The 17,933-nt window shown below is 36.8% G+C and carries 13 protein-coding genes and 1 other annotated feature; of the genes, 11 read left to right on the top strand and 2 right to left on the bottom strand.

The genetic code is table 11. The annotated features are described in order from the left end of the window. Positions 1-458 precede the first annotated feature (458 nt). The 3 genes from H9635_RS11975 to H9635_RS11965 all read left to right on the top strand — a co-directional run bounded on the left by H9635_RS11975 (position 459) and on the right by H9635_RS11965 (position 6,086). Complete coding sequence (locus H9635_RS11975; RefSeq protein WP_191700537.1) at positions 459-2,204, top strand: methyl-accepting chemotaxis protein; 1,746 nt, start codon at positions 459-461, stop codon at positions 2,202-2,204. Positions 2,205-2,317: 113 nt separating this feature from the next. Continuing rightward, positions 2,318-5,275 carry an amino acid adenylation domain-containing protein gene (locus tag H9635_RS11970; RefSeq protein ID WP_191700536.1) on the top strand — a complete coding sequence of 986 codons (2,958 nt, stop codon included), beginning with the start codon at positions 2,318-2,320 and terminating at the stop codon, positions 5,273-5,275. A 286-nt stretch (positions 5,276-5,561) separates the two neighbouring features. Next, entirely contained in the window at positions 5,562-6,086 is a 525-nt protein-coding gene (locus H9635_RS11965; RefSeq protein WP_191700535.1) for a 4'-phosphopantetheinyl transferase family protein, read from the top strand. A gap of 76 nt (positions 6,087-6,162) precedes the next feature. On the opposite strand, the gene H9635_RS11960 is transcribed toward H9635_RS11965, so the two are convergent. Then, positions 6,163-6,615, bottom strand: a complete 453-nt coding sequence (locus H9635_RS11960; RefSeq protein ID WP_191700534.1) for a CoxG family protein — start codon at positions 6,613-6,615, stop codon at positions 6,163-6,165. Positions 6,616-6,911: 296 nt separating this feature from the next. Here H9635_RS11960 and argF point away from each other — a divergent pair, with 296 nt between their 5' ends. After that, positions 6,912-7,877 (top strand): ornithine carbamoyltransferase, encoded by a 966-nt coding sequence (argF, locus tag H9635_RS11955; protein WP_191700533.1) that lies wholly within the window; start codon positions 6,912-6,914, stop codon positions 7,875-7,877. A 267-nt stretch (positions 7,878-8,144) separates the two neighbouring features. On the opposite strand, the gene sspI is transcribed toward argF, so the two are convergent. Continuing rightward, complete coding sequence (gene sspI, locus H9635_RS11950) at positions 8,145-8,354, bottom strand: small acid-soluble spore protein SspI (protein ID WP_191700532.1); 210 nt, start codon at positions 8,352-8,354, stop codon at positions 8,145-8,147. A gap of 128 nt (positions 8,355-8,482) precedes the next feature. Between sspI and H9635_RS11945 the strand changes: the two genes are divergently transcribed. From H9635_RS11945 to pheT, 7 genes are all read left to right on the top strand, one after another. After that, the gene (locus tag H9635_RS11945) at positions 8,483-9,244 is read left to right on the top strand and encodes a TrmH family RNA methyltransferase (RefSeq protein WP_191700531.1); all 762 of its coding nucleotides are present in this window, start codon (positions 8,483-8,485) and stop codon (positions 9,242-9,244) included. 609 nt (positions 9,245-9,853) lie between these two features. Continuing rightward, positions 9,854-10,744 (top strand): cytochrome aa3 quinol oxidase subunit II, encoded by an 891-nt coding sequence (qoxA, locus tag H9635_RS11940; RefSeq protein ID WP_191700530.1) that lies wholly within the window; start codon positions 9,854-9,856, stop codon positions 10,742-10,744. Between the two features lie 36 nt (positions 10,745-10,780). Next, entirely contained in the window at positions 10,781-12,745 is a 1,965-nt protein-coding gene (gene qoxB, locus H9635_RS11935) for a cytochrome aa3 quinol oxidase subunit I (protein WP_191700529.1), read from the top strand. Then, the gene (locus tag H9635_RS11930; RefSeq protein WP_191700528.1) at positions 12,745-13,344 is read left to right on the top strand and encodes a cytochrome (ubi)quinol oxidase subunit III; all 600 of its coding nucleotides are present in this window, start codon (positions 12,745-12,747) and stop codon (positions 13,342-13,344) included. Before qoxB ends, H9635_RS11930 begins: the two co-directional genes overlap by 1 nt. 3 nt (positions 13,345-13,347) lie before the next feature. Then, on the top strand, positions 13,348-13,629 hold the full coding sequence (qoxD, locus tag H9635_RS11925) for a cytochrome aa3 quinol oxidase subunit IV (RefSeq protein ID WP_191700527.1): 282 nt from the start codon (positions 13,348-13,350) through the stop codon (positions 13,627-13,629). Positions 13,630-13,697: 68 nt separating this feature from the next. Further along, positions 13,698-13,927 (top strand) — a binding site (T-box leader). A 526-nt stretch (positions 13,928-14,453) separates the two neighbouring features. Further along, positions 14,454-15,491 carry a phenylalanine--tRNA ligase subunit alpha gene (pheS, locus tag H9635_RS11920; protein WP_191700526.1) on the top strand — a complete coding sequence of 346 codons (1,038 nt, stop codon included), beginning with the start codon at positions 14,454-14,456 and terminating at the stop codon, positions 15,489-15,491. A 17-nt stretch (positions 15,492-15,508) separates the two neighbouring features. Further along, positions 15,509-17,914, top strand: a complete 2,406-nt coding sequence (pheT, locus tag H9635_RS11915; RefSeq protein WP_191700525.1) for a phenylalanine--tRNA ligase subunit beta — start codon at positions 15,509-15,511, stop codon at positions 17,912-17,914. The last annotated feature ends 19 nt before the right edge of the window (positions 17,915-17,933 follow it).

Raw genomic sequence — 17,933 nt, 5'->3', positions numbered from 1 at the left:
TCATAAAAGCTTCTTTAATTTTTAAAATCGTATATATGTATACAAAATATTAGTAATAGAAGGGAGTATGTAAGCGAGTGAACTCGATATGCCTTATTCTATTGATTCAATATTCGTAATTATGAGTAATTTGATATAAAAATATAAATCCTTTTTGCCTACTAAAATACTAATTTGTATATACCCACAATTAATTATAAATAACCATTTATATTGCACCAAATTTTTGGCCTTTTTTATAAAATTTAGTTGAGAATCAAAATTTATAGGTATTTTATATTGTTTTTATAGTTTTTTTAAAAATTTAAAAACATTACAAAGGGACTATATTCACTCGTAGTGAATTAGTTTCAATGGTATAGTTTATAACTGAGATTAATGGAATTACATGATTTTATTGTCAATTTATTTGGCGGTGGAATTAATAAAAATAATAATTTATAAAGGAAGGGAAAATAATGTTTCGAAATCTAACATTTTTCACAAAAAACATATTAGTTACAATCATAACCATTTTATGTGTAGGAACAGTTCTTATTGGTCTAAGTTATTTTGTACAAGGATATTTATTAAAAGATCAACTAAGTGAACAAACCCAGGAAATTTCGGAATCTTGGTATGAAAAGCTTGATGGCAATGAAGTGGAACAATTAATTCAGGAAAAAAATATTCAAAGTCCTATACATAAAAAATATACAGATATGTTCAACAAAATGAGTGAATATAATCCTGTAGTAGCACAAGGCTATATTTATGGAGTCGAATTATCAGGGGATAATAGTAATGAAACTTCATTAATTTCATTTGATGATACGATTTGGGAGATGTTTAAAGAGGAAGGTCTACAACCAGGTACTTTATACGAACAGCCAGCCATTGTAGTTGATGGATTAAAAGCATTAAAGGAGACGGGTGAACCTCAATTTACAGAGATTTATAAAGATGACTATGGTACATGGGTAACGTTTATGTATCCAATTTTTAATGCCCAAAACGATCTCATTGCTTATTATGCCATTGATGTAGATGCTTCAAGTGTTGGCGAAGGTCAAATGGGACTATTAATGTGGTCATCGATCATTTTGGCAATATTATTAGTCATAGCGATTATTGTTCAGTACTTCATTATTAAATCGCAACTAAAACCTCTAACATATTTATTGGCAGGGATTAATAAAGCAAGTAAAGGGGATTTAACGGTTAAATTACCTGAAGGAAGAGATGAATTAGGCACTGTAAATGCACGATTCAATGAGATGATTGACTCATTAAGTAATATTGTAAACGGTGTGAATGAATCTGCAGGTAAAGTAAAAGAAGATTCCCTCCAACTCGAGAATGCCTTTACATCAACGTTTAATACATTTGATTCAATTACTGGTGCAGTTACAAATATGAAAACAAATTTAAAAGGGCAGGAAACTTCAATTGAAGAGGCAGCATTATCGATGGAAGAGATGTCTAGCCAAGTCCAACAAATCGCGGTAGATATAACAGATGTATACAAATATGCTGAAGACGTTACTTCACATTCGAATGACGGCAGCAAAGCAATAGCAAATGTAACGAATCAAATGGAATCCATTGTAGAGAATGTAGAAAATTCAAATCAAAATATTGGAACTTTAGTAAATTTATCTGATGAGATTGGGAAGTTTCTGCAAATCATTACAGATATTTCGGATGCCACTAATTTATTGGCGCTAAATGCAAGTATCGAAGCAGCACGTGCTGGAGAACATGGAAAAGGGTTTGCCGTCGTTGCACAGGAAGTCAAAAAACTGTCTGAGCAATCAGCTCAATCAACAGAAGGTATTCAAGAGCTAATTGGGCGTGTACGAGAAGCGGTTAAAGAAGCACAAAAGTTTATGGAGAGCATAAAAATAGGCGTAGACGGAGGAAAAGCCTCTACTCAGCATACAAACGAAATTTTCAACAAGATTTATGAATTCAACAAAGAAATAACAGATAAATTGCAATCGGTATCTTTGGCTACAGAAGAGATTTCCGCCGGTGTAGAAGAATCTACAGCAATGATTATTACATTATCTACAAATGCAAGTGAAATTGTAGATGGTTATGAAGGTATTGCTACAAATGTCGAAAACCAGCGTGGAACGTTAGGCAATATCCGAAATATGTCTGAAAATCTAAAAATTACTTCCGAGAAATTAGAAGAAGTTGTAAGTACGATTAAAAATTAAAAGGATTTAATCGCATAATAAATTTCAGAGGAGGCATTTGAATTTTAAATGCCTCCTCAGTTAGTTTAAACAGTTGAATATTAAATAGATTTTTTACGAGAGGTTGTTTAGGAATGAATACTATTTTACATAAATTGAATGAAATCGTTTTAAAGCAAGGAGATGCAATTGCTTTAAAGGAGAGAAATCGTCAATTAACGTTTACTGAGCTGAACAATGAATCAAATAAAGTAGCTAGTTATTTAATAGATAATGGTCTTGAAAAGGGTGGATTTGTAGCAATCTATTTAAAAAGAAGCATCGATACGGTCATTTCTTTATTAGGTATCATTAAAGCTGGTGGTGTGTATGTATCTTTAGATCCATCACATCCAAATGAGCGTAACAGCTATATTATTGATGATATTAATACTTCATTCATTATTACAAATACAGATGCAGAGCAAAATCTGGATTCCTTACAGCTTGATCCTTCTATGAATATTTTGCAATTGGAAAATATTTATGCTAATAAGGCAGTTAATTTAACTTTGAATATAAATGATAATGTAGAAGATCCGTGTTATACGATTTTCACATCAGGTACAACTGGAAAGCCTAAAGGAACATTAATTCGCCAAAAGGGAATAATGAATTTAGTAGATTATATGCAAAAAGATTGGCAAGTAAATGACCAAGATAAAATATTGCAATTCGCCACATATAGCTTTGATGCATCTGTATTAGATACATTTTTATCATTATTAACAGGTTCTATGCTGTATTTAATAGATGATGAAGAGCGTATGTCTGAAAGCAACTTCCTGAACGTTGTAAAAAGTGAAGGGATTACTATTATTCCGGTATTGCCGACTGTTTTCTTTAATCGAATTGTGAATCATTTAACAGAAGAAAATTCGGATTTATTTGCTTCTGTTAAATTAGTCGGTGTTGGCGGGGAATTACTAACAGGCGACTTGGCAAGAAAATTCAAATCATTTGTTGGTGATCAAATAAGATTCTTTAACTTATATGGTCCTACTGAAATTACGGTCATGGCTACAGCGTATGAAGTGCCGAAAGATCTTTCGAATGATGTATATAGTGTACCAATCGGAAAACAATTACCAGGAAATAAAGTATATATAGTCAATGAGGACGGAAAACAATGCAAGGAAAATGAAATTGGAGAGCTATGGGTAGCTTCCATAGGAATTTCCTTAGGTTATTTACATAATGAAGAAAAGACAAAAGAAGTATTTATCCCAAATCCTTTCGATGCCAATATTTATGAAGGCATTGTTTATAAAACTGGAGATCTTGTGAAGCAATTGGCTGATGGCAATATTGAGTTTGTTTCAAGGAAGGATACTCAAGTGAAAATTCGTGGTCATCGTATTGAAATAGCAGAGATTGAAACAAAGATGAATGAAGTGGATGGAGTAAATAATGCAGTTGTAGTTGTCGAAAAAGAAGGCGATGATCAAATATTAAAAGCCTTTTTCACTTCAAATGAACGTATTGAGCACACAGCAATTATAGAAACATTAAAGACAGATTTACCGAGCTATATGCTCCCGACTAAATTGAAACAACTGGAGGATATTCCTTTTGCACCAACGGGCAAAGTAGATCGAAAAGCACTAGGAAAAATGGAAGCGGATCGCGTGTCGTTAGTGGGTTCACGGGAAATCATTGCACCGCGCAATGAGATAGAGAAAGATCTTATCGATGTTTGGAAAAAAGTACTGAAAATTGATGCTGTTAGTGTGAAGGATAATTTATTTGATATTGGTGGACATTCTTTAAAGGTTATTGAGATTTTAGCGCATGTAAAGCAAACATATCCTGCCTTGACGATAAAGGACTTCTTCGATTTAAAAACGGTTGAAAATTTAGCTGAAAAAGTTATCAATACATCACTGAATCAAGACATCCAATTTAATGGTGAGTTTACAAATTTAACGGAATGGCCAGTAATGCCCATTAAAGAACAAGTACGAGAAGTTAATAAAATATTGGTAACCGGAGCTACCGGGTTTTTAGGTAGTCATATTGCTCAAAAATTGCTGGAAGAAGGCAAAGAAGTATTTTTACTTGTGCGCGGCGAGAATGCGGAGCAACGAGTAAGTGAAACAATGCAAAAATACTTCAACTGTAATACGAATCCGCTTATTACAGTTATTAGCGGGGACTTAACTAAAAAATTTTTAGGGTTATCGAAAGAAGACTTTACAGAACTGGCCAACAACATAGACGCCATTATCCATTCTGCAGCAGATGTGAGACACTTTGGAAACCGGGAACATTTTGAAAAAGTAAATGTACAAGGGACTAAAAATATATTCGAGCTGGTAAATATAAACGCAGACATCACTTTCCACCATATTTCAACTGTAGGGGTTGTCCAGGATTTATTAACAGAGGGAAAATGGAATAGCGTAAAAGATATGTCGAACATCCCTGAAGATTTACAGTTGGATAGTGTTTATACAGATACGAAAATGAAGGCTGAAAAATGGATTTTGGACCAGGCAAAAGTAGGGAAGCAAGTATTCGTATATAGAATGGGTAACTTAGCAGGTCGTTATAGTGATGGACATTTCCAAAGCAATATTGATGAAAATGCATTTTATCGAATGCTAAAGCTCATGATTTTAGTAAATAAAGCGCCAAATGTTCAGTGGATGGTGGATTTCACACCAATTGACTTTGCGGCGGATGTAGTAGTGAAATCAGCATTGACAGCCGAGCATACAGTACGTGTATACCATGTTTGTCACCCAGATCCGATACCGTTTGCACAATTCGTTTCGATATTAAATGAGCTTGATTTATCAATTGAAATGGTCGAAACAGCATTTTATGAAGATTATATTTTAAGTGATAGTATGAGTGAGGAAATTAAAAACCTAGCTGTTGCACAATTGGATGGCGACGGTGCTAGTGATACAAACGCAGTGTTTGATAGTCAACAAACGATGAAGCTGCTTAAAATTCAGCATTTACCTAAAATAGAAAAAGAGTATATCGGTAAATTAATTCAGTATGCTTCAGAGCAGCAGTTTATTAAACTAGCTGTATACGCATAAAAAACATGGGGTGGGGCTGGGACAGATATAGAAATTTCATTGGATAAGGAAAAGACACTTATTATAAAACGGATATTTTATAATTTATAAAATTGATTGGAATGGAGGGCGACTCCTGCGGGAACAGCACGACGCCTGAGACTACAGGCTCAGGCCGTGCCCGCGGAAAGCGTCCCGGAATGGAAATCAATTTTTACGCCAGCAAAAAAATGCCATTTTTCTCATAGAGAAAAATGGCATTTTGGGGTTATGTCCCAGTCTCATCCTTTTTAGGAGATATCATATTGTGAAAGTATATTTAGTAAGTAATTGGGCAGCAAAAGTAAATCAAAACAAGCCAAAAGAAATTTGGGCGACCGAATTAATAAAAGAACGGTTAGGTAATGTTGCTATTCAAAAAGATTCAAATGGGAAGCCTTTTATTTTAAATTCTTCTTCTTTTATAAATTGGTCACATAATGATGATACGTTAATCTATGTATTAAGTGAGAAAGGTAAAGTAGGCATCGATATAGAAAAAGATGATTTGATCTATAATGAGCATTTGTACGGCTGGATTTTGCATAAAGATGAAATACAAAAATTAAAAGAAGGAACGACATTTTCTGAGATTTGGACGAGGAAAGAAGCCATTTTAAAATGTACGGGGGAAGGGATTAATGAAAACATGGGTGATTTCAGTAGTTACCAAAAGATGAAATTCACTGTAAAGACAGTTTTTATGAATAATCTATGTATTAGTATATGCAGTGAATTTGATGAGGAAATTGAAATTTTAATGGATTATACAACATCCTATAACATAGAGTAATTGAAGTTAACGTAAAAAACATTAATTTTCTCGGAAGGAAAAAATTAATGTTTTTTATTTTATCCTCACACTATAGTCACTTTACACTATGTAACTCAGTGAGCTTTGCTTCAATGGAATTGATTAAATCTTTTGTTGCTTGAGGTACGAAGGTTTCTAAAACAGAATTAATCATTATGCCCATAAATCCACCTGCAGATAGATCCAAACTTCCCGTTACCTGCACACTATCGCTACTGTTTTCTTGAATTTTAAAGTAACCACTGCCTTCAAAGTTATCGGATAGCCCCTTTAAGCCGAATTTTATATCCGATGGCTCGGTAAATTCATTCATATCAACCTGAAGCTTAATTGTCTTTTTCGTAAAGCCTAAATCCGCTAAATAAATCCACGTAAATTGAGACTCATTTTGTACTTCGTGTGCTATATAACCAGGCATTAATGGTGCCCAATTATTATAATCCTTTAAAAAGTCCCATGTAACTTGATTAGATAATGGTAAATCAACTGTATGTGTAGCATTTGGCATAATGATTCCTCCTTATAATACTTTACTTTTGCTTTAAGTGAATTTTCACAAAAAACAATCCTTTAAAATATTATGCTTAAAAGTGAATGGAAATTCAATGGTAAATTAATAAATTTCTACCTGTAAAGCATGTAATTGTCGTTTGAGTAATTTTTTCATTATAACTGTCTAATTAGTGAATATATATAATTATTAAATAATTTAATTAATTATAAAAATTTATATTAATTCGCTTGATTTTATAATTATGCATATGTATAATAAAAATCAATATAAAGCTTACAGAGGTGTGTTATATGAAATTATTGGAAGAGGTTCAATTAAAGCCTGTTGAAAGTCTGAAGGGAAAAGACTTATTAACGCTACTTGACTATACAAGTGAGGAAGTAAAGCAATTGCTTCAACTCGCTACACAACTAAAATTAATTACTAAAGCGGGAAAATGTCCACGTCTACTGGCAGGTAAGACGCTCGGTATGATTTTTGAAAAAAGCTCAACTCGTACTCGTGTATCCTTCGAAGTTGGCATGCAACAATTAGGTGGCTATGGTATGTATATGAATGCCCGTGATATGCAAATTGGACGCGGAGAGCCAATATCCGATACTGGGAAAGTATTATCCGGTTATTTGGATGGTATTATGATTCGCGCTAATTCCCATGCAATGGTTGAAGAGTTAGCCGAGTATGCTACTGTGCCGGTTATTAACGGGTTAACAGATATCGATCATCCTTGCCAGGCATTGGCTGACCTTGAAACAATTGCCGAAAATAAAGGTGAACTAAAAGGATTGAAAATCGCATACATTGGAGATGGCAATAACGTGGCACATGCACTTATTGTTGCCGCTGCACATGTAGGAATGCATGTATCCGTTGCTACTCCTGTAGGATATGAATGTAACGACAGCATTATTGAAAAAGCACAATACATTGCTTCCCAAAATGGTGGGACAATATTTGTAACGCATGACCCAGTAGAAGCTGTAACTAATGCTGATGCCATATACACTGATGTATGGACATCGATGGGGCAAGAAGAAGAAACGGAAAAACGATTAAAAGACTTTGCTGGTTATCAAATAAATGATGCACTCGTTGCGCATGCTAAGCCAGATTATATGTTCTTGCATTGTTTACCGGCACACCGTGAGGAAGAAGTTGCGACATCAGTTATTGATGGACCAAATTCCTATATATTTGAGCAAGCGGAAAATCGTTTGCATGCTCAAAAAGCAGTTTTAGTATCTTTATTAGCATAAAGATCTAGGAGATGGTGTCCTGCGGGTTGCAGGCACATCTGCTTTCGTACAGATTTGCAAGCAGGTAGGGCGAGCAAATTATGTAGTAGTCCAATATGAATAACAACGGGAGACGCTGTGACGATTTATAAAAGACTACAAGTGATGTTTGTATTCAAGATGGAATGCTTCATCGCTACATAGTAAAAGCAATCTGGGAGACGCCAGATTGCTTTTTGTTTTTTATTTAAAAATCGCTTTATATACTAATAATAGGACATACTAATTTTAATTAACAAATTGTTGGGCCAATTTTTTAGTGAATTCATTGCGCTCATTTTCATTTGCGCTCTTCCACCATGTTTCTAAAAATACACCGAGTCCAGGTAACAAATGTTCCTCACCTCGTGCAATTGCATCATTAACAATATCCTGAAATTCTGCTGCATCTGAACCCATTACGTTTGCAGTAATAGCTTGCCGAATTTGAAAATCCATATAAATATGAAACCTCCTTTTCCCATACTTTGTACCAATTTATCAACTTTATACATTGCATGGCGGTATAGATTACGAAAAATTTATGATAGAATGTAAATTCGAGTACTGAAAAAGGACGGGAAATTATGAAAAGAATCGAATCTACACAAAACAGTCTAGTGAAGCATTGGAAGAAGCTCGTTACTCAGCGTAAAGAGCGGGAGAAAACTGAAGAATATATAGTAGAAGGCTTCCATTTAGTAGAGGAAGCATTAAAACACAAAGAGCAAATTGTTCAAATTATTGTTCGAGAAGGCGTTGATTTGCCTTTATTATGGGCGATTGATGAAGTAACAATAGTATACGTTAACGATGCAGTTGCAAAGGAAATTGCAGAAACAGAAAAATCACAAGGTGTATTTGCGCATTGTAAACAACGCCCCATTTCAGAGGATGAACAATATGAATGGCGTAAAGTTCTCTTAGTCGATGCCGTGCAAGATCCAGGCAATATCGGTACAATGATCCGTACTGCTGATGCAGCCGGAATAGATGCCGTCATTTTAGGAAAAGGATGTGTTGATCCATTTAATCCGAAATCATTGCGTTCTGCACAGGGCTCACATTTTCATATTCCTGTTATCCGAGGAGATTTAATGGAGTGGATTGAAAATTTACAAGCAGATGGAGTTCGTGTATACGGTACTTCATTGGAAGAATCAATATCCTACAGAGATATTGAAAAAAGCGATGCATTTGCACTAATAGTAGGAAATGAAGGCAGCGGTATAAATCCGCAAATTTTGGCAAAAACAGACCAAAATGTTATTATTCCAATTTTAGGTGGTGCAGAATCATTGAACGTAGCAGTAGCTACTGGAATTTTATTATACGCATTTGTTAAATAATACAACAAAAAATACAGGGATTTCATAGTATCTTCAGCTATGAAACCCCTGTATTTTTGGTATTTACAGGCATTTTTATGTAAATAAATCCAGTGAAATAGGGCAAAGGGATTTTTCTGATTAGTCCCAAAAGAATTACTTCATTATGTTCATAGAAATGTCATTTTTGAAATCGAGCTGTTTATTCGCTCGCAATTGCGCAGTTTTACTGTATTTTTCATTATTATTTTAAAATACCAATTAAAAAAAGCTCGAAAATAGTAAGAAATAAGGGTTTTTTCCAATTTGATGTTTTGACACTTATTTGTTGTTTAACTAAAATCTAAGTAGGTTAGACAAGCGCTTGAAGTTTCCGCACGAAAAAATAAAATAATGCTTTCGAAAAAATTGTGCAAACTGTTAATTATGGACTTCAATCTAAAATTCCAACGTGGTAATGATGGATTGAGGGATTATCCATTATATTTAACACTATATGCATAGTGTTAAAAGTTGTAAGTGAATTTATTCAATTGAATTGCACTATTTTCACTATTTTATTTTCGCTCTCAGATGAAAGCGCTTAAGCAAGATCTAACAAGCTTTATTTAATTGGAAAGGAGTCCAACTATGAAAGTAAATATGAAGGGAACATTACTCTCTTTCATGGGATTAGGAGCTATTCTTTTAGCAGGCTGTAACGACAAGTTAGCAGTACTTGATCCTAAAGGTCCTCAAGCTCAAAGACAAGCCGACGACACAATGTTATTAATTTATCTAATGTCAGGGATTGTTCTAGCAGTATTAGCAATTATGGTATTTATGTTAGTTAAATACCGCGCTTCAAAACAAAGTCCAGATTATGAGCCACCGCACATTCACGGTCACTGGCTTGTAGAGTCAATTATGATTGGTATTCCTGTAATTATCGTTATTTTCTTATCGTTCGTATCTGTAAAGAGTAACTATATTGTAGAAAATGTTCCTCAAGCATACGAAGATCAGGAGCCATTAGTAATTTACGCTTCATCATCTAACTGGAAATGGCATTTCAGCTATCCAGAGCAAGGGATTGAAACAGTAAACTACTTATACATTCCTGCTGGACGAGCAATTGAATTTAAACTATATTCTTACGGTCCAATTACAAGTTTCTGGATTCCACAACTTGGTGGTCAGAAATACGCGATGGCAGACATGGTAACAACTTTACATTTAGCTGCTGATAATCCAGGCGAATTCTGGGGACGTAACGCGAACTTCTCAGGTCGTGGTACAGCAGAAAATATATTTGATGTAACAGCCTTAACGCAAGCAGAATTTGACGAGTGGGTAACAGAAGTTCATGAAACGGCTGCACCTCTAACAGAAGAGAAGTTTGAAGAATTATTGGAGCCAGGTCATCTTGGTAAGTCAACTTATACAGGTACTCATTTAGAGTTCTCACCAGCTCCTGAACACAACCACGATTCTTCTGATGAAGATGATGAAAAAGAAGAAGAGGATCACTCTTCACATTAATTTTGAAAGTAAGCACTTTTGAAAGGAGTAACTACTATGTCGGAATTTTTTGCACAGTTTGCAGTTCCACACCCAAGTACCTTGATTTATATCGCAATGGCTTCAATAGTTTTAGGAAGTATCGCGTTAGTAGCTGTTGTTACTTACTTTAAATTATGGGGCTACTTATGGCGTGAATGGATTACAACTGTTGACCATAAAAAAATCGGTATCATGTATTTAATCGTCGCTTTAGTAATGCTATTCCGCGGCGGTGTCGATGCCGTAATGATGCGTTTACAGTTAGCTGTTCCAGAAAACAGCTTCTTAGATGCTCAACACTATAACGAAGTATTTACAACTCACGGGGTAGTAATGATTTTATTCATGGCAATGCCATTCATTACTTTCTTCTTTAACTATTTAGTACCATTACAAATCGGGGCACGTGACGTTGCGTTCCCACGTTTAAACAACTTAGCATTCTGGTTATTCTTCATGGGTATGGGATTATTCAATATCTCATTCATTATCGGTGGATCACCTGATTCAGGATGGACTTCTTATTTCCCATTAGCGGGTAATGAGTTCAGTACATCCGTTGGTACAAACTACTACATGCTCTCGCTGCAAATCGCGGGTCTTGGTACGTTATTGACAGGTATTAACTTCATAACGACAATCTTTAAAATGCGTGCGCCTGGTATGACATTATTCAAAATGCCAATGTTCACTTGGTCAGCGCTTATCTCAAACTTAATTATCGTATTTGCGTTCCCAGTATTAACAGTAGCTTTAGCTATGGGTACGATGGATCGTCTATTTGATACTAAGTTCTTTACTATCGGCGACGGTGGTATGGACATGCTTTGGGCCAACCTATTCTGGGTTTGGGGTCACCCTGAAGTATATATCTTAATTTTACCGGCATTCGGTATTTTCTCTGAAGTTATTTCGACATTCTCACGTCGTAACTTATATGGCTATAACTCAATGGTATGGTCTATGATCGTAATTTCAGTATTCTCGTTCGCTGTATGGACTCACCACTTCTTTACGATGGGGCAAGGTGCATTCACGAACTCGATTTTCTCAATTACAACAATGGCTATTGCCATCCCAACAGGGGTTAAGATTTTCAACTGGTTATTCACAATGTATAAAGGGAAAATTGAAATGACAACGCCGATGTTATATGCGATGCACTTCATTCCTTTATTCACACTAGGTGGGGTAACAGGTGTTATGCTTGCGATGTCAGCAGCTGACTACCAATACCACAATACTATGTTCTTAGTAGCTCACTTCCATAACGTAATCATTCCTGGTGTTGTTTATGCGATGTTAGCTGGTTTAACGTTCTACTGGCCGAAAATGTTTGGTTTCATGTTAAATGAACGTATCGGTAAAGCTACTGTTTGGGTAATGTCTACAGGTTTCGTACTTGCATTCATTCCAATGTATATTACTGGTTTAGACGGACAAGCTCGTCGTATGTACACATATTCAGAATCAACAGGATTCAGCATGTTAAACATGGTATCATTCGTTGGTGCTGGTATTATGTCTGTTTCATTCTTAATGCTTGTATGGAACATTTGGTACAGTTTCAAAAACTCTCCACGCGACATTGGATCAGATCCATGGGATGCACGTGGTCTAGAGTGGGCGACACATACACCAATTCCGCACTACAACTTTGCAATTACTCCAGACGTAACTGATTCAACTTCAGAAGCATTCTGGGATTCTAAGAAAAACGGCACGAAGTTATTCAAAGGTGAAATTAAAGATATTCACATGCCAAATAACTCAGGTCAAACATTTATTTTATCAGTATTCTTCTTCATCGCTGGTTTCGCTCTAGTATTCAGTATGTGGTACTTGGCAATCTTCGGCTTAATCGGAATTTTAGCTTGTATGGGTTACCGTTCTATGGAGGACGACCATGGCTATCATATCCACAAACATGAAGTAGAAGAAACAGAAAAAAGCTATGACAAAAAAGGAGGTGCGAAATAATGGGTAAAGTAAATAACAATGTTCCTTTAGAGTATTCTACTGAAGAAAATAGCTTAAAAATCTTTGGTTTTTGGACTTTCCTAGGTGCGGAGATTATGTTATTCGGTACATTATTCGCATCATACTTCACACTAGTGGATCGTACAGGTAACGGTCCAACTGGTGCGGAAATTTTCGAAATTACTCCAGTATTAGCAGAGACATTCATCCTGTTAACATCAAGTTTTACAATTGGTCTAGCCATTCATGCGATGCGTCTTGGTAGTAAAAAAGCGACGTTGACATTTATGGGTATTACATTACTACTTGGTGCGGCATTCTTATCTGTCGAAATTTATGAATTTGTACACTATGCACATGTAGGTGCAGGTATTACTGTAAGTGCCTTCACTTCTATTTTATTGACAACTTTAGGAACACATGGTCTTCACGTAACATTCGGTTTATTCTGGGGTATCTTCCTTATGATTCAAATCGCTAAACGTGGTCTGACTTCAGTAACAGCGGGTAAAGCATTCGTATTCTCACTTTACTGGCACTTCCTAGATGTAGTTTGGATCTTCATCTTCAGTTTCATTTACTTGAAAGGAATGATGTAATCTATGGCAAAGTTCTTTCCAATAGGCCAAATTATGGGCTTCGTATTTTCACTGATTTTAACAGTGATTGCAATGCTTGTTTACTTCACAGATATGTCATTCACAACTGGAATGATCATCCTGCTAGTAACAGCATTCATTCAAGCAGGTTTACAGTTCATGGTATTCATGCATGCTGGTGAAACAGAAGACAAATGGGCTATCTACTCAAACATCATTTACGGTATTGGTTTAATCGTACTTACTATTTTAGGTACATTATTAATTCTAATCTGGGATATGTAATCGTTAAAATTTCTCCAGCTAGTTGAAAAGTATTCAGTTATACATTAAACTAGTTGGAGAATATATTACGAAATGCTTTGACCGGGAAGAGTAGGTATACAACATTTGTTTTAGGGAATGCAAGCCATGACTGAAAGCTTGCTAACAAATTGTATAGCGAAGTTCACCCCGCGAGCAGCATCCGGGAGCCACTTGTGGTGAAAGGATTGCCGGCTAGACATAGTCGTTAGCTCCAATGAAGTGATTGCTTTAAAGCAATAACTAGGGTGGTACCGCGAAACTCGTCCTCGTCCCTTTCTTAGGGGACGAGGTTTTTTTATTTTCAAAAATAGTGATTATTATAGTGCATATATGTAAATTTATTAAAGCCAACACTAGTTGCTTGAAGTGGAGGGCGATGAGTGTAGCTGACGGCTAAAGCCTTTCGCTACATGCAGAGCATCCTGTGGGAAAAGCGTGACGGTGCTTCTGCGGTGGCCGCAATAAATAACCGCCATCCTCGGCGCAAAGAATTAGAGACAAACAAGTTTGACTCTAATTCTTGCCCGCGGAAAGCATTCGCCCGGAACGGAAAGCAACGGGTTCAGAACAGGCACTATGTCGCTATTTCTAATGAGTAGGAATTTTGTGGTTTTTGGAGATACTTAGTTGATTGGAATGTAGGCGGCGACTCCTACGGGAACAGCACGAGCGGAAGCACCCGGACTGAGCGAAGCGAGGGAGAAGGCTGGAGCCGTGCCCGTGGAAAGCGTCCGCCGAAATGGAAATCAACGTATTGAAGAAGCTAACTTTATTCTCTAACTAAATAAGGAGGACTTTGTAAAATGGAACAACAATTAAAGCAATTAGAACAAGAAGCATTAGCAAAAATTGCTGACGCTGCCGATTTAAAAGCATTAAACGACGTTCGTGTTGCGTACTTAGGTAAAAAAGGACCAATCACGGATCTTTTAAAAGGAATGGGGAAACTTTCTGCAGAAGAACGCCCAAAAATGGGTGCCCTTGTAAACACAGTACGTGAAAATGTAACAGCTGAGCTTGAGAAAAAGGTAGCTGTATTAGAAGAAGCTGCAATTTTAGCACAGCTTGAAAACGAATCGATCGATGTAACATTACCAGGTGCAAAAGTACGTGCAGGAAACCGCCATCTTTTAACACGTGTTATTGAAGAAATTGAAGATTTATTCCTAGGAATGGGATACGAAATTGTAGAAGGTCCGGAAGTAGAAAAAGACTACTATAATTTTGAAGCGATGAACTTACCAAAAGGCCATCCAGCACGTGATATGCAGGATTCATTTTACATTTCAGAAGAAACATTATTACGTACACACACTTCACCTGTACAGGCACGTACAATGGAAGCCAAAAAAGGCGAGCCGATTCGTGTAATTTGTCCAGGTAAAGTATTCCGTCGTGATACAGACGATGCGACGCATTCTCACCAATTCATGCAAATTGAAGGTCTTGTAATTGGTGAAAATATTCGCATGTCCGATCTTAAAGGTACTTTGGATGCCCTTGCGAAAAGAATGTTCGGTGCAGAGCGTGAAATTCGTTTACGTCCATCATTCTTCCCATTCACAGAGCCTTCTGTAGAAGTGGACGTATCTTGTCATAAATGCTCAGGTAAAGGCTGTAACGTATGTAAGCAAACTGGTTGGATCGAAATTTTAGGTGCTGGTATGGTACATCCGAACGTACTTGAAATGGCTGGATATGATTCAACGGTAGTTTCAGGTTTCGCATTCGGAATCGGTGCCGAGCGTATCGCAATGTTAAAATACGGTGTGGATGATATTCGTCATTTCTATACAAATGACACGCGCTTCTTATCACAATTCCACCAGGCAGAAGTGTAAGAAGGAGGACAATATAAATGTTAGTTTCGTTAAAATGGTTAAGTCAATATGTAGATATTTCTTCTTTAGAAGCAAATGAATTAGCAGAAAAAATTACGCGTGCGGGGATTGAAGTAGATGCAGTAATCGATCGTTCACTAGGCATGTCAAATGTTGTAGTGGGTCATGTTGTATCAAAAGAAAAGCACCCGGAAGCAGATAAATTAAATGTGTGCCAAGTAGACGTTGGCGAAGAAGAACTTCAACAAATCGTTTGTGGTGCTCCAAATGTAGATGCAGGTCAAAAAGTAATCGTAGCGCGTCCAGGTGCGAAATTACCTGGAGGCATTAAGATAAAAAAGGCGAAATTACGTGGTCAAGAATCAAACGGTATGATTTGTTCACTTCAAGAGTTAGGCATTGAAGGTCGCCTTGTACCAAAAGCTTATGCTGAAGGGATTTATGTTTTACCTTCAGATTCAACGCCAGGTGCGGATGCATTAGAAGTTTTAGGCTTATGTGATACAGTACTTGAGCTTGGTTTAACACCTAATCGTTCGGATGCATTAAGTATGCTTGGTGTTGCTTATGAAGTAGCAGCAATTTTATCTCAAGATGTAAAATTACCGGAAATTAATTATACAGCTTCAGCTGAAAAAGCGGCAGATGTATTAAAATTAACAGTAGAAGATAAAGAAGCAAACCCAATGTACGCAGCGAAAGTTGTGAAAAATATTGAAGTAAAAGAATCTCCATTATGGCTGCAACATGCGCTTATGTCTGCGGGAGTACGTCCACATAATAACGTAGTCGATATTACAAACTATGTGTTAATGGAGTACGGTCAACCATTACATGCGTTCGACTATGACAAGTTAGCAACTGGTGAAATCGTTACACGTATGGCTCGTGATGGCGAAGTGATGACGACTCTTGATGATCAGGAACGTAAATTACAACCACATAACCTTGTTATTACAAATGGTCAAGAAGCTGAAGCAGTAGCAGGTGTTATGGGCGGTGCTAAATCAGAAGTATCAAATACTACAACGACAGTAGTAATCGAATCTGCATACTTCAACCCGGCATCTGTCCGTCGTACTTCAAAAGAAATCGGCTTACGTTCGGATTCTTCTGCACGTTTTGAAAAAGGTGTAGATCCAAACCGTGTCCTTCCTGCTGCTGAACGTGCAGCACAGTTACTTGCTGAATTAGCAGGAGGAGAAGTACTAGAAGGTACAGTGCTAGTTGATGAGTTGGATAAGACACCAGCCCGTGTAGTTGTATCACCTGACTTCATTAATGGCCGCTTAGGTATGAAGATATCTTTAGAGGATATGCTGTCTATTTTAGAGCGCTTAAAATTTGATGTGGAAGCAGTTAATGGGTTATTAATCATTGATGCTCCGACACGACGTCAGGATATTAAAATTCCGGAAGATATCGTGGAAGAAATAGCACGTATGTATGGCTACGATGAGATTCCTGTAAGCTTACCGGCGAGTGATCAAGTTGGCCGCTTAACGCCATATCAAGCAGGACGCCGTATTGTACGCAACGTTATGGAAGGTGCCGGTCTTTATCAAGCAGTAACTTATTCTTTAACTTCAGCAGCGCATGCTCAAAAGTTTGCTTTAAAAGCTGAAGAGACGACAAAGTTATTAATGCCTATGTCTGAAGAGCGCTCTACACTACGCCAAAGTTTAATTCCTCACTTAGTAGAGGCGGCAAGCTATAACGTAGCCCGCCAAGCAGAAACAGTGGCATTATATGAAATTGGTTCTGTATTCCTTGGTCAAACTGCGGAAGAACTTCCATTTGAAGAAGAGCACTTGGCACTTGTATTAACAGGTAAATGGATTGATAATACATGGCAAGGCGAGAAGAAAAACGTTGATTTCTTCGTTGCAAAAGGTATTGTAGAAGCGGTATTTGCAAAATTAGGCTTAACATCTCGTGTAGGCTATGCAAAAGCGCAAGTAGACGGCTTACATCCTGGTCGTACAGCTGATGTTTTATTAGATGGCGAAAAAGTGGGTGTCATTGCCCAGCTTCATCCGCAAGAACAAAAAGCATTTGATGTAAAAGAAACTTATGTGGCTGAATTAAACTTGAATGCCATTTTAAGTGCGACGCAAGAAGAGCTTGTTTATTCAATGATTCCGCGCTTCCCGGCAATGAGCCGTGATATCGCATTAGAACTGGATATAGCAACTCCAGCAGGTGAAATCGTCAGCATTATTAAAGGTGCAGGCACTTCATTATTAAAAGATGTAAAAGTATTCGATGTATATGCAGGGGAAAAAATGACGGCTGGTAAAAAATCAGTAGCATTCTCATTAACATACTATGACCCAGAGCGCACATTAACAGACGAAGAAGTAGTCGCAGCACATAATAAAGTATTAAAAGCATTAGCACAAGCTGGCGCGGAAGTACGATAATATCATAAAATATTTTAAA

This window comes from Solibacillus faecavium (genome assembly GCF_014836905.1).
Classification (GTDB): domain Bacteria; phylum Bacillota; class Bacilli; order Bacillales_A; family Planococcaceae; genus Solibacillus; species Solibacillus faecavium.
The sequence above is the reverse complement of the archived record's forward strand: the minus strand, read 5'-3'. Positions and strand labels throughout refer to the sequence as shown.